A 23808-nucleotide genomic window follows, 5' to 3' on the forward strand; every position below is an offset into this window, starting at 1 on the left:
GTCATATGGGGGAGACCCTCAGGGTTGTTCGCCGCTACGCTGAGATGCAGGAACCGACTACCCGGGAGAGTGCGCCAAGGATGGGACCCAAGACGCAGAGGGTCTACGAGACGATTCGATCCTGGATCGAGTCAGGCCGCTACGGACCCGGCGACAAGCTGCCGTCCGAGCGGACGCTGACCGGCGAGCTTGAGATCGGCCGTACCGCACTGCGTCAGGTACTCGCACGTCTGGCGAACGAGCACTTCATCAAGGCTCACGACCGCAGCTCCTACCGCGTCCTTGGTAGCGCGAGCGTCCCGACGCCAGCGGAGATGGAGCCGTGGAAGATCCACGGCTCTCGCCACGTCTACGAGAACCCATGGGTGACGCTGGACCTGGTCGACGTCGAGCCTCCCGGCGTCGAGCGCTTCGAGCATCACGTCGTCCGGCTCTTCCGCGTGGCCATCACCGCCGTGATCGACGACCAAGACCGCGTACTCATGCTGTGGCGCTACCGCTTCGTTCCGGAGCAGTGGGGTTGGGAGCTGCCCGGCGGAATCGTGGACGCGGGCGAGGACGCCGCCGCCACGGCGGCCCGAGAGACCGAGGAAGAGACCGGCTGGCGGCCCGGCCCTGTCAAGCACGTCGTCAGCTACCAGCCGATGATCGGCATGGTCGACTCCCCGCATGAGATCTTCGTGGCCCGGGGAGCTGAGAAGGTCAGCGAGCCGACCGACGCCGAGGAGGCAGGCGAGATCGCCTGGATCCCCCTCGACGACATTCCTCGTCTCATGTCCGAGGGCAAGCTCATGGGCTCCGGCACGCTCGTGGCCCTGCTCCACATCCTTGCCACCCGAACTAGAGGCGACCGGTAAGGAGTTCCACCCGTCGGCGGAACCGCACGGAGCCCGTGCGGTTCGCCAGCAACCTGGCCTTCTGGAGATGCGAGCGCGCGTCGTCCAGCTCGCCCCGGGCCAGGTGCGCCTGGCTGAGGTCGCAGTGCAGGCCGGAGGTCGCGCGCACGAAGGACTCGTCGGCTCGGTCGAGCGACGCGTACAGCTCCTCCATCGCTGAGGCGTCACCGAGCTTGGCGAGCACGTTTCCGCGCCACCTCATCAGGTGACCGGTATTGAGGAAGATGCTCAGCATGTCGGCGTCGCGCGTCTCGCCATCGTCGGGCAGGAGCTCGGTCGCCCGCTCAAGTGCGGCCCGCGCCGCGGACTCCATCCCGGGGCCGACAGCAGCGCACAGCTCGGCTTCGGCCGCCGCGAGCCACGCCCGCAGCCGAGGCGACTGACGCTCGGTGTGGGTGCGCTGGGCATCCCGCACCAGTTCCACGGCGAGGTGAGGACGGCCGGCGTCCGCGAGAACGTACGCCTGCTCGCCCATGGCGTGCGCCAGGTAGAGCGGAGACTCGGCATCCAGAGCGGCCTTCTTGGCCAGCTCGTATCTTCGCCATGCCCTGTCCACTGCCCCGGCGTCCAGCGCTTGCCACGCGGCGAGAGTGGACGCTCCCGCGAGCGCGGTCGCAATAGGCTTTCGCGCCCCTGGCAACACAGCGAAGGTCAACGCTTCCTCCATCGCCGCCAGATGGCCGTTCATCTGGTCTACCAGGCCGGTCGCGCCCATCTGTCGGTCCATGGTCCTGAGCAGCTCGGTCTGAGCCAGGAACGAAGGGACCATGGACTCACTAAGACTGCCTGCCGCGTCGATCCGGCTCAGCAGGTCCGAGTAGCCATCCACCTGAGATTCGGGCGCCTCGGCGTCACCCCGCAGTTCGACATCGGTGGCGCCGAGGAGCGGCCGGAGGATACCGGCGTATCGATCCGTGATGGTTCGTCGACCGTTCTCCCACTCCGACACGTAGGTCTTCAGGCTGGCTGCCGAGGCAATGTCGAGTAGCCGTTGCTCTGCGAACCGCCGCATCTCGTGGATGAGTCGATCCTGCGACCAGCCACGCGCCGTCCTGAGCGCCCTTAACCCCTTAGCCACGCCACCTCCTGTAAAGCCCCAGGTGAGAGCCGGTTAACCCCCTTGAGGTTAACCCCAGTTGGCTACCGGGACACCCCACTTCGGTCGTTCTCTGGAGACGCACACCGAAGGTAAGTAGACCGAAGGGCTTGCATCTGGTGCGCACCAGATGCCAATCTACTGGTGCGCACCAGATCGGCCCGAAGGGGCTCGCTGAGGCGTGCTCTACCAGGAGCCCCGCACTGGACGGGGGGAGGCGACCCGGCGCCTTGTCATTAACCGGAGGGCTTGAGGCCGAAAGGCCACGTCTCCATACGCCTTGGGTTCGCACCCGGAGGAGACATCTGATCCACGCCACCGCTTCGCGGCGCTTCCGTGTCGCGGCCGGTTGCCTCCTCTGCCCGTCCGGCCCCCGCACCTGGGGTTCCGTACGGGCGGGGTCGAGGGGAGCCGGAACACCCCATCCACTTTCTGAAGGAGATGTCATGGAAGCTCTCGTCACCAGCGTGATCGCCGTTCTCGGGACCCTGCTCGGCGCGATCGTCGCCGGAGTGCTTCAGCGGCGCCTGGCCCGCCAGGAGCGTGTCGAGGTCCAGGCCGGCGAGTTACGTCGCGAGCGGCTCGGCGCGGTCACGGATCTGGTCGCGGCGCTGTCGGAGCACCGGCGGGCGATGTGGGTTCGCGAGGACCTGCGGCTGTCCGGTGCGAAGGAGGCGGCGTACGACCAGGCGCGGGCGGAGAGTCACGCCACCCGGGCCGCGATCACTGCCCCGCTCACCGCCGTGCGGATTCTCGCCCCCTCGCTGACCGACGCCGCGTCGGCCGCTGCCAGCGCTGTCTACGCCCTGCGGCACGCGCCGGACGCCGACACCCTCAACGCGCGCCGCGCCGCTGCGATCGAGGCGGCCGACCAGCTCGTTCACGCGGCCGCCGCCGCGCTGTGATCCTTCCGCCCCGATGGTCGGCAGGCCGGGTTCGACTCCCGGCCGGGGCACTGCCGCGTCCTGCGGCTTCACCCGACAAGGAGACAGACATGGCCTGGTTCAAGAAGGCATCGGACGCCGACCTCCAGCAGAGCATGGAGATGGCCAGCCACTGCGCCGATCAGGCGCGCAAGGACGGCAACCGCAAGCGCGAGAGCGAGTTCCACGAGGTACTGAACGGCATGATCGACGAGGCCCAGAGCCGGGGCTGGACCGACACCAAGGGCGGCTGGCTCCGCCGCAAGTAACCCCACGGTGCCGGTGGCGTGAGCGTCTCGCCGCCTTCCCTTCGCAGCCGCCGTGCTGCGGCCGGTTGCCTCCCCTGCCCGTCCGGCCCCCGCACCTGGGGTTCCGTACGGGCGGGGCTGAGGGGAGCCGGATGGTTCCAAACGGCGAGACCCCCCGGTGTTGGAGCACCGGGGGGTCGGTTCGGGCCGTTCCTGTCTGAGAGGAACACACCCAATGAAGTCCATCGCTGCACTTCAGGCCGTTGTTACGGCCGCCCCGTTCGACGGTGAGCCGACGAACGCCGAGCTGGACGCGATCGAGCAGGAGATCCCGCTGATCCTGGCGGAGGTCGACCTGCTCGACGTGGAGATCTGGATGCTGGACCGTCCGGTCACCGTGCTGGACGAGCGGCGCATGCGCCGGGCCCGCCACCGGGTCCTCGCGGCCCGCCGCGACCTGACCAACCACGCCGGCGTGATGCTGAGGGGCGGGGCGGCATGAGCGTCACCGGCAAGCCCCTGAGCCGGGGGCAGAAGGTCGTGCTGGGTGCCGCGTTCGTGCCGATGCTCGGCACGGGTGTGGCCGGCGGTGTCGGGACCTACTCCAACATCTCGACGATGTTCGGGTCGGGGACGGCGGTCGGTGCGGTCGCGGCCGGTGAGGGTGCGACCGCCGTGCTGGCGATCGTGCTGCTCGGGCTGACGATGCTGGGGCAGTCCTCGCCGCGCGTGATCCGGGCGGGGCTGTGGGCGCTGCCCGCCGCCGCGTCGGCCATGTCCGCCACCGCCGCCAAGACCCCCGGCGAGATGGTCATCTACGCCCTCACCCCCATGGGCATGACCGCTTCCGCCGAGGGCGCCGCGTTCCTCGCCCGCCGGATCGTGGTCTACCGCGACGGCCGCGACGCCGAGGCTGAAGCGCACGCCGCCGGGGTGGTTCAGGCCCTCGCCTTCCATCAGGCGATGGCCGCGAACCACCCGGACGTGAAGGTCCGCAAGCGGGCTGAGGAGAAGTCCTGGAAGCTGGCCCGCAAGGTCGGCGTCGGTGACCTTGCGCTGGGCGATCGACTGCTCGACGTCCAGCGGCAGCGGGTCACCGCCGGAGCCGATGCCGCCCTCGCCGCCATGTTCGGCGCCACCACCGTCGCCCCGAACATGACCGCCGGTACCGCTGCGCCGGTGGTCGAACTGGAGGTGGACCGGTCCACCCGACCGATCGACTCCGCGAATGCGGAGGAATCTACCCGGAACATTACAGAACGGTCTACCTCTGACCTGCCCGTACCCGCTCTGGACCCGGCGCCGGTCGCTGCCGCCCCGAGCGAGCAGGAAGAGCCCACCCCGCGCATCTCGGGGAACGCCGTGGAGGAGTCGACCGGTCGGGCGCCGGTCCGGGCGGTCGCCGCCGAGCAGCCGGTTCGCCGCCGGGCGACCGGTCGCGTTCCGCAGGTCGCCCGATCGGTTCAGCAGCGCCGAACGAAGGATGAACTGCTTTCCGAGGCGCGGCAGTTGACTGAGTCCTGGCCGGTGGAGCAGTTGACCGCCGATGGCATCCGTAAGGCTGTGCGGACGTCGCCGGAGAAGGGCCGTTGGCTGCGCGACACCCTCAAGAGCGAGCGCGGTGACGCGGCATGAGCATCCTCCCCGTCTACCCGTGGCGGCTCGCCCCGGAGGGGCTGGCGACGTTCCGGCAGCTCCGCGCGCTGGGGCTCCGCCCGGGTGGTCAGCCGGTCGTGGCCCAGCTCGAACGCCCCCGCCGCCGGCGCGGACCGCTGGTCGCCTTCCTCTACCAGATCGACCTCGCTGCGCCGGTCCGGCCGATGACTCCGGCCCGGTGGGCGGCGCTGGAGCGGGCGAACGCCGCCCGGCGGGTCTGCCCCGAGTGCGGGCGGGACGCCGGGTACCGCATCCCGCCCTCGCTCGGCATGTGCACCCCCTGCGCCTACCCCGCGACGTCCGCCGCCTGAGCGGCATCGAAGGAGACCAGCATGTCCAGCACCACCGTGCAGAACGCCTCTCCCGCCGTCCCGCAGCAGGGCACGCACCACTACGTGCTGACCCTGGATCTGCCCGGTCGGATGGCGGCGACGTGGACCGGCACCATCACCCCCGGCGCCAAGGACACGCGCCACGACCTGTACGTCTTCCTGCGCAAGCACGTCACGGCCGAGCTGCCTGAGTACGCCCGCGCCAACGTCGCCTTCTTCTCCTTGGAGCCCAATCGGCTCTGAAGGGAGCACGGTCATGAACAACCTCCCTGAGCCGGTCCGAGTCGTGCAGCTCCCGGACGGCACCTACACGTACGCCGACCACCGTCCCACCTCTATCCAGCCCAACGCCGTGCCGCACGTGGTCCACCAGCACATCCACCAGGCGCCACCGGACCGGACGGTGCAGCGGATAGCGCTCGGCTCCGGTATCGGCGCCGGCACGGTGGCCGCCGGGGTCTACTTCGGCCCGCTGCTGGTCGGGGCGCTGACCGCGATCGCCGCGAACCTGGCCCTGCTCGCGTTCCTCGCCGCAGTCCTCGCCTGGGGCGTCGTCTCCGTCGTGAAGTCGGTCGGTGGGACGGACGGCAAGGCCGCCGCCAAGACCCTCGCCAAGACGCGCAAGCGCCGCTGACGGCTGCCTGCCCGCCCCCAGCCCACCGGGTCGGGGGGGGTGGGGAGTCGGGACAGCCCCGGCCCCAGAAGGGGTCCGCGTCATGGCCGGCAAGAAGAACGAGTACGACCCGAAGCATCCCCCGCTCACCACCGGCGAGAAGGCGAAGTTCGCCTGGTACGTCGGCCGGATGGCCAAGCGGGGACTGGCGGGCGAGTCCGTCTACCAGGGCGACCTGGAAGCGAAGGTCGACCGCATCCTCGACGGCGCCCGCGAGCGCGCCGAGAAGGACGCCAAGCGCAAGTAGCTGTGCCCCGGGGCGGCCGACAGCCGCCAAGCATCCCGACCGCCCCGGGCCCATCTGTTCCCTCGCGAGGAGAGGACCCTTCAGTGAAGCACCCCGACGACGACCACGAGCTGTTCACCCGGCTGGAAGCCGAGATGGCCGACGATGAATGGGCCGACCACGACGCCGATGTGGTCGACCTGGACAAGGCCCGCGCCGCCCGCGAGACGCTCCCGATCGCCGACCCGGAGGAGCCGGAGACCGATCGGGTGGTGGTCGACCGGCCGACCCCGGTCGCGGCCGGTCCGGGCTACCTCGGTCGACTGGCCGGAGCCAAGCGCCGGGACGTGATTCCGGTCTGGCTGCGGTCGGCCGCTGAATTGCGCACCGCCGCCGGGTGGGTGGCCCGCCACTACACCCACACCGTCGGATACCACGCGCTGCGCGCCCCGGTCTACGCGGCCCGGCTCGGGCTGCAATCGCCCGTGGGCGCCGCCCGGTTCGTCGGCGGTGCGATGCGCTGGGTGACCGACCGCGAGGGTGAGGCGGTCCGGCTCGCCGCCGTGCGGCGCGAGGACGCCGCCGAGTACCTGCGGCTGTCCGCACAGCGCGACAGCCGAGTGCGACTGCGCGGCATCATCGCCGCCCTCGCCCTGTTCGTCGGTCTGATGACCGCGCTCGCCGTCTACGTCCTGGCCCCGGGCTGGGTGCAGGCGGTGTCGGTGGGCACGGTGCTGCTCGCCCTGGGTGCGGCCGGCCGGAAGGCGGACAGCCCGGTCGCCCACCGCGCGGTGGAGCTGCCGCGGGCGGCCAGGCTGACCTCCGACATCGTGCTCCGCGCGCTCGGAGCGCTCGGCATTCCGGCGATCAACCAGGCGCAGGGCAAGGGGCGGGACGGGTTCGAGTTCACCGCCCCGATCACCCGCGACGGCCCCGGCTGGCGTGCCGAGGGCAACCTCCCCTACGGCGTCACGGTCACCGACGTCATCGAGCGCCGCGAGCGTCTCGCCTCCGGCCTCAGGCGTCCGCTCGGCTGCGTGTGGCCCGAGCCCGCGTCCGAGGAACACCCCGGCCGCATGGTCCTCTGGGTCGGCGACCAGGACCTGACCAAAGCGAAGAAGCCCGCGTGGCCGCTGGCCAAGTCCGGGTCTGTGGACCTGTTCAAGTCCGTGGCGTACGGCACCGACCAGCGCGGACGCTGGGTCGACGTCACCCTCATGTACATCGCGGGGGTGATCGGCGCGATCCCCCGCATGGGCAAGACGTTCCTCCTGCGGCTGCTGCTGCTCATCGCCGCGCTCGACCCGCGCGCCGAGCTGCACACCTACGACATGAAGGGCACCGGCGACCTCGACCCGGTCGGCAACGCCGTCTCCCACCGGCACGCCGCCGGCGACGACGACGAGGCCATCGAGTACGCGCTCGCCGACTTCCGCGCGCTGCGTGAGGAACTGCGCCGCCGCACCGGGGTGATCCGCTCCCTGCCCCGGGACATCTGCCCGGAGAACAAGGTCACCTCCCAGCTCGCGGACAAGGCCTCCCTGGGCCTGCACCCGGTCGTGATCGGTGTGGACGAGTGCCAGGTGCTCTTCGAGCATCCCGCGCACGGCAAGGAGTTCGAGGAGATCGCCACCGACCTCGTCAAGCGCGGCCCGGCCACCGGGATCGTGCTGCTGCTCGCCACTCAGCGGCCCGACGCGAAGTCCCTGCCCACGGGCATCTCGGCGAACGCCGGCGCCCGCTGGTGTCTCAAGGTCATGGGGCAGACCGAGAACGACATGGTCCTGGGCACCTCCGCCTACAAGCGCGGGGTGCGGGCCACGATGTTCGCCTGGGGCGACAAGGGCATCCACTACTTCGTCGGCGAGGGCTCCGACGCGAGGATCGTCTCCTCCGTCTACGTCGACGCCCCCGGCGCCGAGGCGATCGCCGCCCGCGCCCGCACCACCCGCAAGAAGGCCGGACTCCTCACCGGCTACGCGGCCGGGGAGGCGGCGGAGGTCGTGACCGGCCCGGCCTACGACCTGCTCGCCGACATCCTCGCCGTCGTCCCCGCCGCCGAGACCAAGGTGTGGTCCGAGACCGTCGTCGCCCGCCTCGCCGAACTGCGCCCCGACGTCTACGGCGGATGGGAGCCCGACGCGCTCGCCGCCGCCCTCAAGCCGCACGGCATCACCACCGTCCAGGTCGGCCGCCGGGTGGAGGGCAAGGTCGTCAACCGGCGGGGCATCACCCGCGCCCACATCACCACCACCGTCGCGGAGCGTGACGGAAAGCGAGACGCGAGCTGACCCTCCGGGGCCGCTAGCGCTAGCGGCCACCCCCGCTAACGTTAGCGGCCCCGCTAGCGCCCCAAACCCGCTCTGATCAGGCCGCTAGCGGATAGCGGCCCACCTGCGAAAACCCCTGGAAACCGCCTGGGAGGGCCCTTCATGACCCCCGCCCTGCTCGCTATCGCCTGCCTGCTAGCCGTCACCCTCGGTTATGCCGGGAAGTGTGTGGCGTCGCCGTTCGGGACCTGCCGCACCTGCCACGGCATGGGCCACCTGACCCGGACCGACCGCAAGGGACGCCCCAAGCGCGGCAAGGACTGCCGCCGCTGCCACGCCACCGGCAAGCGCATCCGCGTCGGCCGCCGGCTCTACAACCGTGCCACCGCCACCTACCGCGCCGGCACCCGCTGACTCACATCGAAGGAGGTACCGCCATGGCCGTGACCGTCTCCATGGTCGCGCTCTTCGGACTCGTCCTGTTCTTCCTCCTGCGCTCTCGCACCCTCAGCGGCGGCGCCGCGTTCATCGCCGCCGGGTTCGGGTTCTTCCTCGCCTCCACCGGCGCCGCCGAACCCATCAACCGGCTCACCGCCTCCCTCGCCGACGCCCTCTCCCACCTCTGAGGAGCCCACATGCGTCTCCGTATCCGTCCCATCACGTGGCCCCGTCCGGCCCTGGTCCTGGCCGACACCCCCCGCCCTGGCTGCACCCGCTGCGGTGGCGAGGGCGGACGCGCCTACGACTACGGCGACCACGAGACCGGCGAGTACGTCGGCACCGAGTGGGACCCGTGCCCCTGCTGGGACGAGGACCGCTCCTGGGTTCTCCTCCCGCTCCCTCGGTTCCCTCGCCGTCGTCAGCCGCACGTCGACCCGTGGGGCAACGGCTACAGCGACGAGCCGCCGTTCTAGCAACGCCGAGGGCGGCCCGCGTCTCGCCAAAGCCTCGGGCCGCCCTCACCTGCCAGCACTTCTCACAGAACTGGAGACACCTAGCATGACCCATCCGACCCCGATCCGACGAGACCGCGAGGGGATCGCGTGAACAGCATCCCCACCACCGCCCTGGGCCTCGCCGAGAGCGGGCTGCCGGTCCTGCCGCTGCGGGCCGACAAGCGCCCGTTCGGGAACTGCCCCGAGTGTGAGGACCTGGCCTGCGGCGGCCGGCCGAACATGGCCACCCCCGGGCCGTGTGTCTGCCCGTGGCCGTGCCACGGCTGGGCCGCCGCCACCACCGACTCGACCGTTCTCGCCTCCCCGCAGTGGACGGCTGCTTGGCGCCGCGCCCGGACGATCGGCTACCACCCCGGCGGCGCCGACGTGACCGTGGTCGACCTCGACAACCCGGCCGCCGTCGACTGGGCCCGCGCCGCCCTGCCGCCCACCGCGACGGTGGCCACCACGCGCGGGGAGCACTGGATCTACCGGGGCGCCATGCGGTCGGTGAACGGCGTCCGACCCGGAGTCGACCTCAAGTCCCTTATGTCCTACGCCCGCTGGCTCGGCCCAGGCAACGGCACCCTGACGAACCTGCCGGACGTGGTGCGCGCGCTCGCCGAGAAGGCGCCCACCGCCGTCCGGCCCGCGCCCCGTGCGGTCGCGGTGCCCGCGCCGGCCGGGGGCGGGTCGTGCCGCCACCGGACGCCCGCCTACCTGGAGCGCGGTATCGCCATGGCCGAGCAGCGCATCACCGACGCCACGAGCGCGGTCCACGCCACGGTGTACCGCACGTTCCTCGCGGTGCTGTCCGCGCACGGACGGTGCGGCTGTCTCACCGAGGCGCACGTCGGCCGCCTGTTCACCGCCGCGCAGGCCAAGGGTGAGTCCCCCCGGCACTGCACGGACGCGTGGACCAATGCCCAGACCGTGCTGGGGATGTGAGATGTCCGAGGACGAGAAGAGCCCGGCCCGTGAGGTCATCTCCAACTACGCGCAGGCCCATTTCCGGTACTTCCGCACTGCCGACGGCACCGTCTACGCCCAGCGCAACGGCCACCCCGTGGCCCGCCCCATCCGCTCCCAGGGAACGACCGGGAGCCACCGCCAGGAACTCATGGTCGGCCTGTTCAGGGACGGCTACGGCGTCTTCAACGGAACCGCACTGAAGGAGGCACTCGACTTGATCGAGGCACTGGCCATCACCGAGCAGGTGCAGCCCGTCCACATCCGCGTCGCCCCCGGCTTCGACGGCGCGACCTGGCTCGACCTGGGCCGCAACGACGGCCAGTCCGTACGCATCCACCCCACCGGCTGGGACATCCTCACCCCCGACCCGCAGGAGGTGTGCTGGCGGCGCACCCAGCTCACCGGCGAACTCCCCTTGCCGGTCAAGGACACCGACGGCAAGGGCATCGACCTGCTGATGCGGCTGTGCAACTTCGCCAACGCCCAGACCGAGTCCCTCGCGATCGCCTGGCTCATCGGCTGCCTGGGCCCGTCCGTGCCGGTCCCCGCCCCGTTCCTCACCGGGCCGCAGGGCGCGGGCAAGTCCACCGGCGCCCGGATGCTGCTGCGGATCATCGAGGGCATGACCAGTGACCTGCGCCGCGCGCCGAAGGACGAGGAGAACCTCATCGCGGCCGTCGCGGCCGGGTGGGTCACCGCCCTGGACAACCTCTCCCACCTCGGCCCGGACCTCTCGGACCTGATGTGCTGCATCGTCACCGGCGCCGAAACCATCAAGCGGGCCCTGTTCACCGACGGCGACGTCGTGCGCTCCCGCTACCGCAAGCCCCTGCTCCTGACCGGCATCGACGTCGGCGTCATCCGCCCCGACCTCGCCGAACGCCTCCTCCCCCTCCGCCTGGAGCGCCCCCGCGTCCGGCGGACCGAGGCGGAGCTGTGGGCGGAGTTCGAGGAGATCCTCCCCGTCATCCTCGGCTCCCTGCTCGACCTCACCGTCAAGGTCCGCGCCGCCCAGGCCCAGATCCCCACCGACCTGCGCATGGCCGACTTCGCCCACCTGTGTGCCCAGCTCGACACCGCCACCGGCTTCGGCGCGCTGGACGCCTACCGGGCCAGCCTGGACGACCTCAACGACGACGTCATCGAGGGCGACGTGCTCGCCCAGACCGTCCTCGACCACGCCGCCGGCATCGAGCCGGGCGCGGACGTGAGGATGACGTCGTCCGAGTGGCTGCACTGCCTCACCCAGCTCTACACCCGCGAAGGCCTGCGGCCCGCCCCCAAGGGCTGGCCGACCACCGGCAAAGTCCTCTCCGACCGCCTCAAGCGCCTCCAGCCCGTCCTGGCCGCCCGCGGCGTCGTCATCGACTGGGGCCGCACCAAGACCGCCCGCTACATCGAGATGGCCCGCCCGCCGCAACCGTCGCCCGGCGAGCAGGGCGGGATGTTCTAGACCGGCCGCACGGGCCGCCGCACAAGCAAGAGGAGCACGGGCCCGCCCCGGCGCAGCGGTGCTCCTCTTGTTCTTCGGCGGCTCGCCGCCGCTCAATGGTCGTGCCGCGCAGCGGCTCCTTCTTCACGCCCTGAGGCGCGCACAACCACAGACACCCGCCCCTCTCTTTTCCTAAGAGAGAAACGCTGCGTCACCTGTGTCACAGGCGGCCCCAAACGGCACCTGACCTGCTGCTACAGCGGTGACGCAGACGCCAAAGTCTGCGTCATTCCGCGTCACCCACGTCACCTCGGTGACGGGCCCCCGCGTCACCAATGACGCAGACCAAGGACCCCTGCGTCACTGAAACCCGCAGGTCAGACGGCCGAGTGACGCGAATGACGCGATGACGCAGAAATCCCGACCTCGGACACACCCGAGAGGACAGCCGCCCATGGCATCCGCCGTCACCGCCCTGCGGGCGGGACTCCCCGACCGTTACCTCACCCCCGACGACATCGCCGAGCTGTTCGGCGTCCCCCTGGAGACCGTCTACCACTGGCGCAAGCAGCGCACCGGACCGCCCGGATTCCGCGTGGGTCGGCACGTCCGCTACGACCCCGCCGCCGTCCGAGCGTGGGTAGCCCAGCAGAGCGAGTTCGACGCCGCCGCCTGACCCGTCCCGCACCGGCCCGTGCCGTCCCCAACCAGGGCGGCACGGGCCTTCCCGTACGTCGAAAGGAACCGCAGCCACCCATGGCCGGCCACGTGCAGGACCGCTGGTACAAGACCGAGACCGACGCCGACGGCAAGGAGCGCCGGGTCAAGACCGACCGCTACGGCATCGGCATGCGTTATCGGGCCCGCTACATCGGCCCCGACGGCACCGAGAAGTCCAAGAGCTTCCCGAACAAGAAGAAGCGGCTCGCCGAGAAGTGGCTCTCCACCACCGAGGCCGACATGTCCCGGGGGCGGTACATCGATCCGTCCGCCGGGCGGATCACGTTCCGGCAGTACGGCGAGAAGTGGCTCGCCTCCCAGACCACGGACCCGACGACACGCACGACGGTGGGCGTCCACCTTCGGCTGCACGCGTTCCCGTACCTCGGGACGCGGCCGATCGACTCGTTCCGGCCCGAGCACATCCGCGAGTGGCTCGCGGCACTGGAGAAGCCCCTGCCCGTCTCCTCGTACCGCCGGGTCATCTTCGCAAGCGTCTCGGCCGTGCTCGCTGCGGCCGTGGACGACGAGCTGCTCGCCAAGAACCCGTGCAGGTCCCGTTCGGTCCGGGCGCCGGCGCCTGGTGATCCCCGGGTAAGGCCGTGGACACCGGAGCGGGTGTTCGCCATTCGCGCGGCGCTCCCCAAGCGCTATCAGGCGATGGTCGACGTCGGCGGCGGTTGCGGTCTCCGCCAAGGCGAGATCTTCGGCCTGGCCGAGGAGCACGTCAGGTTCGACACCGGCTGGCTCCACGTCGCGAATCAGGTGAAGGTCGTCAACGGGCATCTCGTCTTCGGCCCGCCGAAGCGCGGAAAGGAGCGGGACGTCCCGCTCCCCCGTCAGGTCGCCCGCGTTCTCCGCGAGCACGCCGAGGAATTCCCACCCGTCGACGTCTCCCTGCCGTGGCTGAAGCCGGACGGACCACTCGTCACGAAGCGGCTGTTCTTCTCACTCACCGGCGGCGGCGCCGTGCGGCGGACCGACTTCAACACCCGTGTGTGGAAGCTCGCCCTCGTCCGGGCCGGCGTCATTCCGGAGCCCAAGGAGGGCGAGCGGCACCAGGCGGCCCGCGAGCACGGAATGCACGCGCTGCGGCACTTCTACGCGTCCGTGCTCCTCGACGCCGGCGAGAACATCAAGGCCCTCAGCACGTACCTCGGTCACGGCGACCCCGGGTTCACGCTCCGGGTCTACACGCACCTGATGCCGAGCAGCGACGGGCGGGCCCGACGGGCCGTGGACGGACTCTATGAGGGGCCCGGTTCCGCCCCTGACGGCCCAGGGACGGCCCAGGGCGAGTGAGACGGGTCAGGGCCGACGGTTCGCCGCCGTCGGCCCTGATCGCCAGTTCCAAGCTCTACCCGCTCTGACCTGCGCCTACAGCACCGGCAGGTTCTTCCGCAGTTCGAAGGCGGTGACCTCGGAGCGGTACTCCTCCCACTCCTGCTTCTTGTTGCGGAGGAAGAAGTCGAAGACGTGCTCGCCGAGGGTCTCCGCGACCAGTTCGCTCTTCTCCATCAGGGCGATCGCCTCGCCCAGGTTCTGCGGGAGCGGTTCGATGCCCATCGCGCGGCGCTCCGCGTCGGAGAGGGCCCAGACGTCGTCGTCGGCGCCCGCCGGGAGTTCGTAGCCCTCCTCGATGCCCTTGAGGCCGGCGGCGAGGAGGACCGCGTAGGTCAGGTACGGGTTGGCGCCCGAGTCGATGGAGCGGACCTCGACGCGGGACGAGCCCGTCTTGCCCGGCTTGTACATGGGGACGCGGATGAGGGCGGAACGGTTGTTGTGGCCCCAGCAGATGTACGAGGGGGCCTCGCCGCCCGAGCCGGCGGTGCGGGACGAGCCGCCCCAGATGCGCTTGTAGGAGTTGACCCACTGGTTGGTGACGGCGGAGATCTCGCCCGCGTGCTTCAGGAGGCCCGCGATGAAGGAGCGGCCGACCTTCGACAGCTGGTACTCGGCGCCCGACTCGTAGAAGGCGTTCCGGTCGCCCTCGAAGAGCGACAGGTGGGTGTGCATGCCCGAGCCGGGGTAGTCCGAGAACGGCTTCGGCATGAAGGTGGCCTGGACGCCCTGCTCCAGCGCGACCTGCTTCATGACCAGGCGGAAGGTCATGATGTTGTCGGCCGTGGACAGCGCGTCCGCGTACCGCAGGTCGATCTCCTGCTGGCCCGGCGCGCCCTCGTGGTGGCTGAACTCCACCGAGATGCCCATCGATTCGAGCATCGTGATCGCCTGGCGGCGGAAGTCCATGCCCACGTTCTGCGGGGTGTGGTCGAAGTAGCCCGAGTTGTCCGCCGGGGTGGGGCGGGTGCCGTCCAGCGGCTTGTCCTTCAGCAGGAAGAACTCGATCTCGGGGTGGGTGTAGAAGGTGAAGCCCAGGTCCGAGGTCTTGGCCAGGGCCCGCTTCAGGACGTACCGGGGGTCCGCGAAGGACGGCGAGCCGTCGGGCATGAGGATGTCGCAGAACATCCGGGCCGTGCCCGGTGCCTCGGCGCGCCACGGCAGGATCTGGAAGGTCCCCGGGTCGGGCTTGGCGATCATGTCCGACTCGTAGACGCGGGCGAAGCCCTCGATCGCGGAGCCGTCGAAGCCGATGCCCTCGTCGAAGGCCTGCTCCAGCTCGGCGGGCGCCACGGCCACCGACTTGAGGAAACCGAGCACGTCGGTGAACCACAGGCGTACGAAGCGGATGTCGCGCTCCTCGAGCGTACGGAGCACGAATTCCTGCTGCTTGTCCATTTCCACACCCATCCTCGCTGGTCAGGCCGCCTGCTCCCACCGCCTCGGGCACATCGGGGGGCACCTGAGCATCCCACCACATGGTTTCGCGCACGTTGCACACCCATAGTGCCTGCTCGGGTGTGACTCAGGTAACGCGGGAACGGCCGCGTCCGGGTATCCGTACGCCCCTCCGCCGCCCGCCCGCCGGTACCGAGTGGTACCCCGTTCGGCCCACGGAGGCCCCGCGCCCACTACGATCTCGGCCCATGGGGGCCCCACGGCTCGTACGCCCGTCCCGGCACGCGCGTCCCATGGCACTGGTGAGTGCCGTGGCGACGCTCCTCGCCGCGCTCTTCTTCTGTCTGGGCTCGGGGCCGGAGCGGCATCACGAGGCCGCGCCCTCCGCGGCGGCCCGGGCCACGCACCCGGTGTCCGCGGCCACCGCCGAGTACGTCTGCCCGTACGACCGCGGCGGCTGCTCGCTCTTCCCCTCGCTCTCCCCCGCGGTGCTCAGCGCGCCCCCGCTCGACCCGCCGCTGCACGCGGCGGACGGCCTGCCGCGCCTCGACCCGCCCTCCGGTGACGGCCCCGCGCGTCGCGCCGGCGTCCGGCCGCGCGCGCCGGATCTGCACGTCCTTCAAGTTCTCCGGACGTAGCGGCGGCGGGCGTCCCCGCCCCCGCACGTCCACCCCCGAACTCCACCCCATCCCTGAAGAAGGACGACATCACCATGGCCGCCAAGAGCTCCGCCAACGCCGACCGCCGCGCCCGAATAGAGGAGATGCGCCGCGCCGAGCAGGCCCGTGAGCGCCGCAACCGCCTCATCACGATCGGCATCTCGGGCGTCGTCGTCCTGGGTCTCGTCGGCTTCGGCACCTTCGTGCTGATGAAGAAGTCCGACGAGCAGGACAAGAAGGACGCCGCCGCGAAGGCGCCGATCGCCGCCGAGAAGTCGTGGGACGCCGCGAAGCTCGGCCGCAACCACGTCGAGACGGCCGTGAAGTACGACATGAAGCCGCCGGTCGGCGGTGACCACCACCCGGTCTGGATGAACTGCGACGGCGTGGTCTACAAGAAGGCCATCGCCGAGGTGAACGCGGTGCACTCGCTGGAGCACGGCGCCGTCTGGGTGACGTACAACAAGAAGGCCGCCGCCGACGACGTGAAGAAGCTCGAGGAGAAGGTCGGCAAGACGAAGTACACGCTGATGAGCCCGGTGGACGACCAGGCCGGCGCCATCATGCTCTCCGCCTGGGGCAAGCAGGTCACCGTGGACAACGCGAGCGACCCGCGGATCGACGCCTTCTTCACCAAGTACGTGCAGGGTACGCAGACCCCCGAGCCCGGTGCGGCCTGCACCGGCGGGCTCGCCCAGTGAGCGCGGACGAGGAGTTCCCGGCGCCGGAACCCTCCCGGCGTACGGACCGGACGCGGTGGGCGGCGGTCACCGCCGTCGCGCTCGCGCTGCTCTTCGCCGGGGGCGCGGTCACCGTCGCCTCCGCCGAGCGGGAGGAGGCCCCGCGGACGCCCACGTCGCTGTCCGCGGACGCCGGTTTCGCCCGTGACATGGCCGTCCACCACCAGCAGGCCGTCGAGATGTCGTTCATCGTCCGGGACCGCACCCAGGACGAGGAGGTGCGCCGCCTCGCGTACGACATCGCCAACACCCAGGCCAACCAGCGGGGCATGATGCTCGGCTGGCTCGACCTGTGGGGGCTGCCCAAGGTCGAGTCCGGCGTCGAGCCGATGACCTGGATGGGCATGGGCGGCTCCGGCGACACCGGTCCGCTCGACGGGGCCCTCATGCCGGGCATGGCGACCAACGCGCAGCTGGACGAGTTGCGGAAGGCCAGTGGCCGCGAGGCCGAGGTCCTGTACCTGAAGCTCATGACGGAGCACCACAGGGGCGGGGTCCACATGGCCGAGGGCTGTGTCCAGAGGTGCTCGGTGGAGATCGAGCGCGGCCTCGCCCAGGGCATGGTCGACGCGCAGAAGTCCGAGATGCTGCTGATGGCGGACATGCTGAGGAAGCGCGGCGCCTGAGCGGGACGGTGTTCCCGGCCGGCCCCCGTGACCCGCTGCGGTCGCGGGGGCCGTGCCGTGCGCCGACAATGAGTGGGCTCGGGGACGTACGTGTGACCACGTCCGAGGAAAGGTACGCACCCCATGACCACGGCGAAGGACATCATGCATCCCGGGGCCCAGTGGATCCCGGCACACGAGACGCTCGACCGCGCCGCCCAGCTGATGCGCAATCTGAACGTGGGCGCACTGCCCGTCGCCGACGAGAACGAACGGCTCTGCGGCATCATCACGGACCGCGACATCGTGGTCGGCTGTGTGGCCATGGGCCACGACCCGGCGCGGACGACCTGCGGTGAGATGTGCAAGGGCACCCCGCGCTGGGTCGAGTCGGGCGCGGACGTGGGGGCGGTCCTGGAGGAGATGCAGGGCCACCAGATCCGGCGCCTTCCCGTCATCGAGGACAAGCGTCTGGTCGGCATGATCAGCGAGGCGGATCTGGCCCAGCACCTGTCGGACGAGCAGCTGAAGGCGTTCTGCGAGAGCGTCTACGCGCCGTCCTGAGCCGGGCGCAGGACCGCGTCCGCGACCGCGTCGGGGCGGTCCAGCATGACCAGATGGCCCGACGGCTCGGCCGCCTCGTAGCGGGCGCCGAGCCGGCGGGCCAGTGCGCGCTGGCGGCGCTCCCAGCGGGCGGAGCCGTCGGGCGCGGCGAGGACGGTGACGGGGAGTCGGGGCGGGAGCGGGTGGCCGGCGCGCAGGCCGAGGAGCTGGGCGGCGACGGCTCCGTAGTGGGCGTTCTCCAGGAGGGTGCCGCGCAGCACCCGTGAGGTGCGGTAGACGCGGCGGACGAGGGCGGCGGGGGCCGGGTCGTGGCGGACGGCGGCGCGGCGGACCGCCGGGCCGAGGGCGGCGGGGACTCCGGCGGCGGAGAGTACGGCTCCGAGGGCGCCCGTGACGGCTCCGGGGGCGCGGGGCGTGCGGGGGTGTTCCTCGACGGAGGGGTCGACGAGCAGCAGGGCGGCGGTCCGGTCGGGGTGGAGCCGGGCGAAGGCCTCGGCGTGGAACCCGGCGATGGAGTGCCCCACGACGGTGGCGGGCCCGGGGACTTCCAGGGCGTCGAGGACGGCGGCGATCCGGTGGGCCTCGCCGGCGGCGGTGGGCGGTCCGGCGGCGGGCTGGGAGAGGCCGTGTCCGGGGCGGTCGAAGCGGACGACCGTACGGTGCCGGGCGAGGAGCGGGACGACGGGGTCCCAGTCGAACCAGCTCAGGCCGAGTCCCGCGCTCAGCACGCAGACGGGCCCCGAGCCGTCGACGAGGACGTGGTGGGCGACGCCGCCGATCCGGCGGAACCCCTCGAAGGTCATGGTGTCTCCTCGGGCGCGGTGGTCGCGAGGGAGTAGGCGAGGAGGGCGAGCCACCCGGCGAGGAGGAGCACCTGGGCCCGCTGGGCCGCGCCGAGCGCCCAGGTGCCGTGCCCGGCCTCGAAGGCGGCGACGGCGGCGAGGGTCCAGACGGTGGCGGCGAGCTCCAGGGCGACGACGACCGGGCCGGTGCGGGCGAGGGGCGGCCAGCGGCCGTAGCGGCGGGCGGCGAGGGTCAGGGCGACCAGGGCGACGAGGGCGCCGGTCATGGCGAGACCGGAGCTGACGGCGTGGGCCGTATGGGTGGCGGGCACGAGTCCGGCGGTCTCGCGGGCCGCGCATGCGGGGTCGGCGGTCGCGGCGCAGCTGAGCGGCAGGCGCGAGTCGGCGACGGTGGCGGCCCCGAAGAGGGCGAGCGCGCCCCAGCCGAGCAGCGCCCAGGGCCGGCCGGGCCGCCGGGTGCCGATGGCGCCGAGGACGGCCCCGGCGAGGACCAGCGCGCCGGACACCAGGTCGGTGGTCCGGAAGAAGGCGCCCAGCGGCTGGTCGGCGGCGGCGAGTTCGGAGACGTACGTCCGGACCGGGTCGAGCCCGGTCCTGACGAGGACTTCGAGGACCCACGCGGTGTACGCGAGCGCGCCGAGGGCGAGCAGGGCGGCCGAGGCGCGCGTCACGTTTCCGGGCATGGTGGGTGTGACGCTAGGGGGTGCCGGAGGGTTGCCGGTGGTCGGGGTGGATCCAGCTGGGTTTGCGGTATTTGAGGAGTGCGGCGGGGATGGCGAGGCCGAGGAGCAGCAGGCCGCCGCCGACGATCAGCAGATAGCGCCAGAGCGGCTGGTTGCCGAACTGGTCGGGCGGGACGAAGCCGATGGCGAGCGCGGCGACGGAGGCGACGAAGCCGACGCCGGCGACCCACTGGACGGCGGGGACGCGGAAGCCGCGTTCGACGCCGGGCTGGGTCCTGCGGAGCCGGACGACGGCGACGAACATCAGCAGGTAGGCGATGAGGTAGATCTGCACGGTGATGACGGAGAACATCCAGTAGGCGCTGGAGACGTCGTCGCTGAAGGCGTAGAGGACGCCGATCAGGGTGGTGACGACGCCCTGCGCGATCATGATGTTCTGCGGGGCGCCGTCCTTGTTGAACTTCTGCAACGCGGGCGGCAGGTAGCCCTCCTGCCGGGAGAGCAGCACGAGGCCCTTGGCGGGTCCGGCGAGCCAGGTGAGCATGCCGCCGAGGGCGGCGCAGACCAGCATGACGCCGACGACCTTGGTCATCCAGCCGATGGAGAAGTGGTCGAAGAAGGCCTGGAAGGCCTGCATGAGTCCGGCGGTGAGGCTGAGCTGCGAGGACGGCATGACCCAGGCGATGGCCAGGGCCGGAAGGATGAAGATCAGCAGGACGAGGCCGGTCGCCAGGAACATCGACTTCGGGTATTCGCGCTTGGGCTCGCGCAGCGAGGAGACGTGGACGCCGTTCATCTCCATGCCCGCGTAGGAGAGGAAGTTGTTGACGATGAGGACCAGGCTGGCGAGGCCGGTCCACGGCGGGAGCCAGTGGTCGGGGCTCATGGGCTGCGCGGAGGGGTTGCCCTGGCCGAGGAAGACGATGCCGAGGACGACGAGGAGCACTCCGGGGATGAGGGTGCCGATGATCAGGCCGAAGGAGGAGAGCCCGGCGATGGTCTTCGTGCCGCGGGAGGAGATCCAGACCCCGCTCCAGTAGATGACGATGATGACGATCGCGACGTAGAGGCCGTTCTCGGCGAGGGAGGGGTCGATGACGTACGCGAAGGTCGAGGCGACGTAGGCGAGGAGGCTCGGGTAGTACGCGATGGTCATGGCGAACTGGCACCAGACCGCGAGGAAGCCGAGCGGTTTGCCGAGTGCCTCGCTCACCCAGCGGTAGATGCCGCCGTTCCAGCCGGAGGCCAGTTCGGCGCCGACGAGGGCGGTGGGGAGCAGGAAGACGACGGCGGGCAGCAGGTAGAGGAAGATCGCGGCGAGGCCGTAGATGGCCATGGACGGCGAGGGCCGCAGGCTGGCGACGGACGCGGTGGTCATGAACGCGAGGGTGAGCCAGGAGATGAACTGTCGTCTGGTGCCGTCGTCCTGGAGGGCCGTCGGGTCGGTCCCGGCGGGGCGTGCCGACTCTGCCGGGTCGTCAGTGGTCGTCATGGAGACATGATCAATGGGGTGGGGCGGGGCCGCATGTCGAGCGGGAGGGGCCGGACGCGGTCGTTTCCCAGGACATCGCGTCGGTCTGACGATTACACTGGCGGGGTGCCTCAACTACGCCTCGCCCTGAATCAGATCGACTCGACCGTCGGAGACATCGCCGGGAACGCCGAGGCGATCGTGCACTGGACCCGGCACGCCGCCGGACAGGGCGCGCATCTCGTCGCGTTCCCCGAGATGGCGCTGACCGGATACCCCGTCGAGGACCTCGCGCTGCGCTCCTCGTTCGTCGAGGCGTCCCGGGCGGCCCTGCGCGGTCTCGCCCGGCGGCTCGCGGACGAGGGCTTCGGGGAGGTGCCGGTGGTCGTCGGCTATCTGGACCGCTCGGAGCGGGCGGAGCCGAAGCTCGGGCTGCCCGCCGGTTCGCCGGAGAACGCCGCGGCCGTGCTGCACCGCGGCGAGGTGGTGCTGCGGTTCGCCAAGCACCACCTGCCCAACTACGGCGTCTTCGACGAGTACCGCTACTTCGTGCGGGGCGACACCATGCCGGTCCTCCGGGTGCACGGGATCGACGTGGCCCTGGCGATCTGCGAGGACCTGTGGCAGGAGGGGGGCCGCGTCCCGGCGGCGCGCCACGCGCGGGCGGGGCTGCTGCTGTCGGTCAACGCCTCGCCGTACGAGCGGAACAAGGACGACACGCGCCTCGAACTGGTCCGCAAGCGGGCGCAGGAGGCGGGGTGCGTGACGGCGTACCTGGCGAGCACGGGCGGCCAGGACGAGCTGGTCTTCGACGGCGACTCGATCGTGGTGGACGCGGCCGGCGAGGTGATCGCGCGCGCCCCGCAGTTCGTCGAGGGCAGCGTGATCCTGGACCTGGAGCTGCCGGCGGCCGACCCGGAGGCGCCGGAAGGCCTGGTGAACGACGGTCTGACGGTCGACCGGGTGGTGGTCTCTGAGGAGCCTTTGCCGGCGTACGAGCCGGAGCTGACGGGCGGTTACGCGCACCGTCTCGAGGACGAGGAGGAGGTGTACTCGGCGCTGGTCATCGGCCTCCGCGCGTATGTCGCGAAGAACGGTTTCCGCTCGGTGCTCGTCGGTCTCTCCGGCGGCATCGACTCGGCGCTCGTCGCGGCGATCGCCTGCGACGCGCTCGGCGCGGAGAACGTGTACGGGGTGTCGATGCCCTCGAAGTACTCCTCCGACCACTCGCGCGGCGACGCCGCCGAGCTGGCCCGCCGCACCGGACTCCACTACCGCACGGTGTCGATCGAGCCGATGTTCGACGCGTACATGGGCTCGCTCGGTCTCACCGGCCTCGCCGAGGAGAACCTCCAGTCGCGGCTGCGCGGCACCACCCTGATGGCGCTCTCCAACCAGGAGGGGCACATCGTCCTCGCGCCGGGCAACAAGTCCGAGCTCGCGGTGGGCTATTCGACGCTGTACGGCGACTCCGTCGGCGCCTTCGGGCCCATCAAGGACGTCTACAAGTCGACCGTGTTCCGGCTCGCGCGCTGGCGCAACCGCGCGGCCGAGGAGCGCGGCCAGACCCCGCCCATCCCGGAGAGCTCGATCAGCAAGCCGCCGAGCGCCGAGCTGCGCCCGGGCCAGGTCGACACGGACTCGCTGCCGGACTACGACACCCTGGACGCGGTCCTCGCGCTGTACGTGGACCAGGACCGGGGCCGGGAGGAGATCGTGGCGGCGGGCTACGACGAGGAGCTGGTCACCCGCACGCTGCGGATGGTGGACACCGCGGAGTACAAGCGGCGCCAGTACCCGCCGGGCACCAAGATCTCGGCGAAGGGCTTCGGCAAGGACCGCCGGCTGCCGATCACGAACCGCTGGCGGGAGACACCGGGCTGACCTGCTGTCCGGCGGTGGTGAGGGGGCTTTGCGCGACCACGCGCGAGGCCCCCTCTCCGCTCCCCCGGTCGCGGTCGAGCAGGCCGGCCACGATCGCGACCGCAAGGCCCAGCACCGTGAGGCCGGCGCCGACGAGGGTCGGCGAGGTCCAGCCCCAGCCGGCGGCGACGGCGGCGCCGCCCGCCCAGGCGCCGCCCGCGTTGGCGAGGTTGAAGGCCGAGTGGTTGGAGGCGGAGGCGAGCGTGGGGGCGTCCTTGGCCTTGTTCATGACCAGCATCTGGAGCGGGGTGGTGGTCATGAAGCCGACCGCGCCGAGCACCACGACCGTGACCAGGGCGAGCCAGGGCACGTGGACCGTGAAGCGGAAGGCGACCAGGGCGAGGACGAGCGCGGTGAGCGAGCCGTACAGGGTGGGGCGCAGCGCCCGGTCGGTCAGCGGGCCGGCGGCGAGCGCCCCGCCGGTCATGCCGAGGCCGAAGAGGGCGAGGACGACGGTGACGGTGGAGTCGCCGAAGCCCATCACCTCGGTGGTCATCGAGGCCAGGTACGAGTAGACGGCGAAGACGCCCGCGAAGCCGAAGACGGCGGTGAGCAGGCCGAGCAGCACCTGGGGGCGGCCGAGCGCGCGCAGCTCGCGGCCCAGGCCCTGCCGCTCGTCCACGGGGACGTACGGCACGAGCCGGGCCAGCGCGGCCATCGCGAGGAGGCCGACGGCGGAGACGACGAGGAAGGTGGCCCGCCAGCCGAGGTGCTGTCCGAGCAGCGTCGCGGCCGGTACGCCGAGGATGTTGGCGACGGTCAGGCCGAGGAACATCGTGGCGACCGCCCGCGCCTGCCGGTCCTCGCGCACCAGCCGGGCGGCGACGACCGCGCCGAGGCCGAAGAAGGCCCCGTGCGGGAGCCCGGCGAGGACCCGGCCTGCCACCAGCCAGCCGAAGCCGGGGGCGAGCGCGGAGGCGAGGTTGCCGACCGTGAACAGCGCCATCAGCAGGAGCAGCATCCGCTTGCGCGGGACGCGGGAGCCGAGGGCGGTGAGCAGCGGGGCGCCGACGACGACGCCGATCGCGTACGCCGAGACGAGGTGTCCGGCGGTGGGGACGGAGGTGCCGAGGTCGTCGGCGACCTGCGGGAGCAGGCCCATCATGACGAATTCGGTGGTGCCTATGCCGAAGGCGGCCACGGCGAGGGCGAGCAGCGCCAGGGGCATGGGGAGGGCCTTTCCGGTGAAAAAGTTCTTCAACGGAACAAAGGCTCTCAGATGTTTTCTTCCCCGTGGCCGCC

The 23808-nt window shown here is 71.3% G+C and carries 28 protein-coding genes; 22 read left to right on the top strand and 6 right to left on the bottom strand.

Annotation, left to right across the window (positions count from 1 at the left end; genetic code table 11):
- The first annotated feature begins 80 nt into the window (after nt 1-80).
- The gene (locus DEJ43_RS09455) at nt 81-857 is read left to right on the top strand and encodes an NUDIX domain-containing protein (protein WP_015033115.1); all 777 of its coding nucleotides are present in this window, start codon (nt 81-83) and stop codon (nt 855-857) included.
- Here the strand turns inward: DEJ43_RS09455 and DEJ43_RS09460 are convergent.
- Entirely contained in the window at nt 841-1974 is a 1134-nt protein-coding gene (locus tag DEJ43_RS09460) for an NsdA family TPR-like regulatory protein (RefSeq protein ID WP_015033116.1), read from the bottom strand. The two genes, DEJ43_RS09455 and DEJ43_RS09460, sit on opposite strands and share 17 nt — an antisense overlap.
- Before the next feature lie 464 nt (nt 1975-2438).
- On the opposite strand from DEJ43_RS09460, the gene DEJ43_RS09465 reads away from it, so the two are divergent.
- The 16 genes from DEJ43_RS09465 (at nt 2439) to DEJ43_RS09540 (ending at nt 13681) form a co-directional block, all read left to right on the top strand.
- Nucleotides 2439-2897 carry a hypothetical protein gene (locus tag DEJ43_RS09465; protein ID WP_015033117.1) on the top strand — a complete coding sequence of 153 codons (459 nt, stop codon included), beginning with the start codon at nt 2439-2441 and terminating at the stop codon, nt 2895-2897.
- Between the two features lie 89 nt (nt 2898-2986).
- Nucleotides 2987-3184 carry a hypothetical protein gene (locus DEJ43_RS09470; protein WP_015033118.1) on the top strand — a complete coding sequence of 66 codons (198 nt, stop codon included), beginning with the start codon at nt 2987-2989 and terminating at the stop codon, nt 3182-3184.
- 214 nt (nt 3185-3398) lie between these two features.
- A complete protein-coding gene (locus DEJ43_RS09475; protein WP_015033119.1) occupies nt 3399-3665 on the top strand; it encodes a DUF6284 family protein in 267 nt (88 codons plus the stop codon).
- Nucleotides 3662-4798, top strand: a complete 1137-nt coding sequence (locus DEJ43_RS09480) for a hypothetical protein (protein WP_015033120.1) — start codon at nt 3662-3664, stop codon at nt 4796-4798. Before DEJ43_RS09475 ends, DEJ43_RS09480 begins: the two co-directional genes overlap by 4 nt.
- Nucleotides 4795-5130 (top strand): RRQRL motif-containing zinc-binding protein, encoded by a 336-nt coding sequence (locus DEJ43_RS09485; RefSeq protein WP_015033121.1) that lies wholly within the window; start codon nt 4795-4797, stop codon nt 5128-5130. The genes DEJ43_RS09480 and DEJ43_RS09485 overlap by 4 nt, the downstream gene beginning before the upstream one ends.
- Before the next feature lie 21 nt (nt 5131-5151).
- Nucleotides 5152-5394 (top strand): hypothetical protein, encoded by a 243-nt coding sequence (locus DEJ43_RS09490; RefSeq protein ID WP_015033122.1) that lies wholly within the window; start codon nt 5152-5154, stop codon nt 5392-5394.
- 13 nt (nt 5395-5407) lie between these two features.
- Nucleotides 5408-5785 (top strand): DUF6251 family protein, encoded by a 378-nt coding sequence (locus DEJ43_RS09495; protein WP_015033123.1) that lies wholly within the window; start codon nt 5408-5410, stop codon nt 5783-5785.
- Between the two features lie 82 nt (nt 5786-5867).
- The gene (locus DEJ43_RS09500) at nt 5868-6071 is read left to right on the top strand and encodes a DUF6257 family protein (RefSeq protein ID WP_015033124.1); all 204 of its coding nucleotides are present in this window, start codon (nt 5868-5870) and stop codon (nt 6069-6071) included.
- Nucleotides 6072-6154: 83 nt separating this feature from the next.
- Nucleotides 6155-8341: a cell division protein FtsK gene (locus DEJ43_RS09505; RefSeq protein WP_015033125.1), complete on the top strand. Its 2187-nt coding sequence runs from the start codon at nt 6155-6157 to the stop codon at nt 8339-8341.
- A gap of 141 nt (nt 8342-8482) precedes the next feature.
- Nucleotides 8483-8734, top strand: coding sequence for a hypothetical protein (locus DEJ43_RS09510; protein ID WP_015033126.1), 252 nt, complete (start codon nt 8483-8485; stop codon nt 8732-8734).
- Nucleotides 8735-8757: 23 nt separating this feature from the next.
- Nucleotides 8758-8946, top strand: coding sequence for a hypothetical protein (locus DEJ43_RS09515; protein WP_015033127.1), 189 nt, complete (start codon nt 8758-8760; stop codon nt 8944-8946).
- A gap of 9 nt (nt 8947-8955) precedes the next feature.
- A complete protein-coding gene (locus DEJ43_RS09520; protein WP_015033128.1) occupies nt 8956-9234 on the top strand; it encodes a hypothetical protein in 279 nt (92 codons plus the stop codon).
- A 129-nt stretch (nt 9235-9363) separates the two neighbouring features.
- Complete coding sequence (locus tag DEJ43_RS09525) at nt 9364-10203, top strand: bifunctional DNA primase/polymerase (protein ID WP_015033129.1); 840 nt, start codon at nt 9364-9366, stop codon at nt 10201-10203.
- A gap of 1 nt (nt 10204) precedes the next feature.
- Nucleotides 10205-11680: a hypothetical protein gene (locus DEJ43_RS09530; RefSeq protein WP_015033130.1), complete on the top strand. Its 1476-nt coding sequence runs from the start codon at nt 10205-10207 to the stop codon at nt 11678-11680.
- 433 nt (nt 11681-12113) lie between these two features.
- The gene (locus tag DEJ43_RS09535; RefSeq protein WP_015033131.1) at nt 12114-12335 is read left to right on the top strand and encodes a helix-turn-helix transcriptional regulator; all 222 of its coding nucleotides are present in this window, start codon (nt 12114-12116) and stop codon (nt 12333-12335) included.
- Nucleotides 12336-12415: 80 nt separating this feature from the next.
- Entirely contained in the window at nt 12416-13681 is a 1266-nt protein-coding gene (locus DEJ43_RS09540) for a tyrosine-type recombinase/integrase (RefSeq protein ID WP_015033132.1), read from the top strand.
- 75 nt (nt 13682-13756) lie between these two features.
- Here DEJ43_RS09540 and DEJ43_RS09545 read toward each other — a convergent pair whose 3' ends face one another.
- The gene (locus DEJ43_RS09545) at nt 13757-15118 is read right to left on the bottom strand and encodes a glutamine synthetase family protein (RefSeq protein ID WP_015033133.1); all 1362 of its coding nucleotides are present in this window, start codon (nt 15116-15118) and stop codon (nt 13757-13759) included.
- Nucleotides 15119-15411: 293 nt separating this feature from the next.
- Here DEJ43_RS09545 and DEJ43_RS09550 point away from each other — a divergent pair, with 293 nt between their 5' ends.
- The 4 genes from DEJ43_RS09550 to DEJ43_RS09565 all read left to right on the top strand — a co-directional run bounded on the left by DEJ43_RS09550 (nt 15412) and on the right by DEJ43_RS09565 (nt 17686).
- Nucleotides 15412-15756, top strand: a complete 345-nt coding sequence (locus DEJ43_RS09550; protein WP_224272680.1) for a hypothetical protein — start codon at nt 15412-15414, stop codon at nt 15754-15756.
- A gap of 74 nt (nt 15757-15830) precedes the next feature.
- Nucleotides 15831-16478 carry a DUF3105 domain-containing protein gene (locus DEJ43_RS09555; protein WP_015033135.1) on the top strand — a complete coding sequence of 216 codons (648 nt, stop codon included), beginning with the start codon at nt 15831-15833 and terminating at the stop codon, nt 16476-16478.
- Complete coding sequence (locus DEJ43_RS09560) at nt 16475-17143, top strand: DUF305 domain-containing protein (protein ID WP_015033136.1); 669 nt, start codon at nt 16475-16477, stop codon at nt 17141-17143. Before DEJ43_RS09555 ends, DEJ43_RS09560 begins: the two co-directional genes overlap by 4 nt.
- Before the next feature lie 123 nt (nt 17144-17266).
- A complete protein-coding gene (locus tag DEJ43_RS09565) occupies nt 17267-17686 on the top strand; it encodes a CBS domain-containing protein (protein WP_015033137.1) in 420 nt (139 codons plus the stop codon).
- On the opposite strand, the gene DEJ43_RS09570 is transcribed toward DEJ43_RS09565, so the two are convergent.
- The 3 genes from DEJ43_RS09570 to gadC are packed head-to-tail and all read right to left on the bottom strand — an operon-like array spanning nt 17671 to nt 20664.
- Complete coding sequence (locus tag DEJ43_RS09570) at nt 17671-18489, bottom strand: alpha/beta fold hydrolase (protein WP_015033138.1); 819 nt, start codon at nt 18487-18489, stop codon at nt 17671-17673. The genes DEJ43_RS09565 and DEJ43_RS09570 overlap by 16 nt on opposite strands.
- A complete protein-coding gene (locus DEJ43_RS09575) occupies nt 18486-19172 on the bottom strand; it encodes a DUF998 domain-containing protein (RefSeq protein WP_015033139.1) in 687 nt (228 codons plus the stop codon). The genes DEJ43_RS09570 and DEJ43_RS09575 overlap by 4 nt, the downstream gene beginning before the upstream one ends.
- A 13-nt stretch (nt 19173-19185) precedes the next feature.
- Nucleotides 19186-20664 carry a glutamate/gamma-aminobutyrate antiporter GadC gene (gadC, locus tag DEJ43_RS09580; RefSeq protein ID WP_015033140.1) on the bottom strand — a complete coding sequence of 493 codons (1479 nt, stop codon included), beginning with the start codon at nt 20662-20664 and terminating at the stop codon, nt 19186-19188.
- Between the two features lie 105 nt (nt 20665-20769).
- On the opposite strand from gadC, the gene DEJ43_RS09585 reads away from it, so the two are divergent.
- Nucleotides 20770-22527 (top strand): NAD+ synthase, encoded by a 1758-nt coding sequence (locus DEJ43_RS09585; protein WP_181399447.1) that lies wholly within the window; start codon nt 20770-20772, stop codon nt 22525-22527.
- On the opposite strand, the gene DEJ43_RS09590 is transcribed toward DEJ43_RS09585, so the two are convergent.
- On the bottom strand, nt 22496-23734 hold the full coding sequence (locus DEJ43_RS09590; protein ID WP_071891262.1) for an MFS transporter: 1239 nt from the start codon (nt 23732-23734) through the stop codon (nt 22496-22498). The two genes, DEJ43_RS09585 and DEJ43_RS09590, sit on opposite strands and share 32 nt — an antisense overlap.
- Between the last annotated feature and the right edge of the window lie 74 nt (nt 23735-23808).

The sequence above is a fragment of the Streptomyces venezuelae ATCC 10712 genome, assembly GCF_008639165.1.
Classification (GTDB): Bacteria; Actinomycetota; Actinomycetes; order Streptomycetales; family Streptomycetaceae; genus Streptomyces; species Streptomyces venezuelae.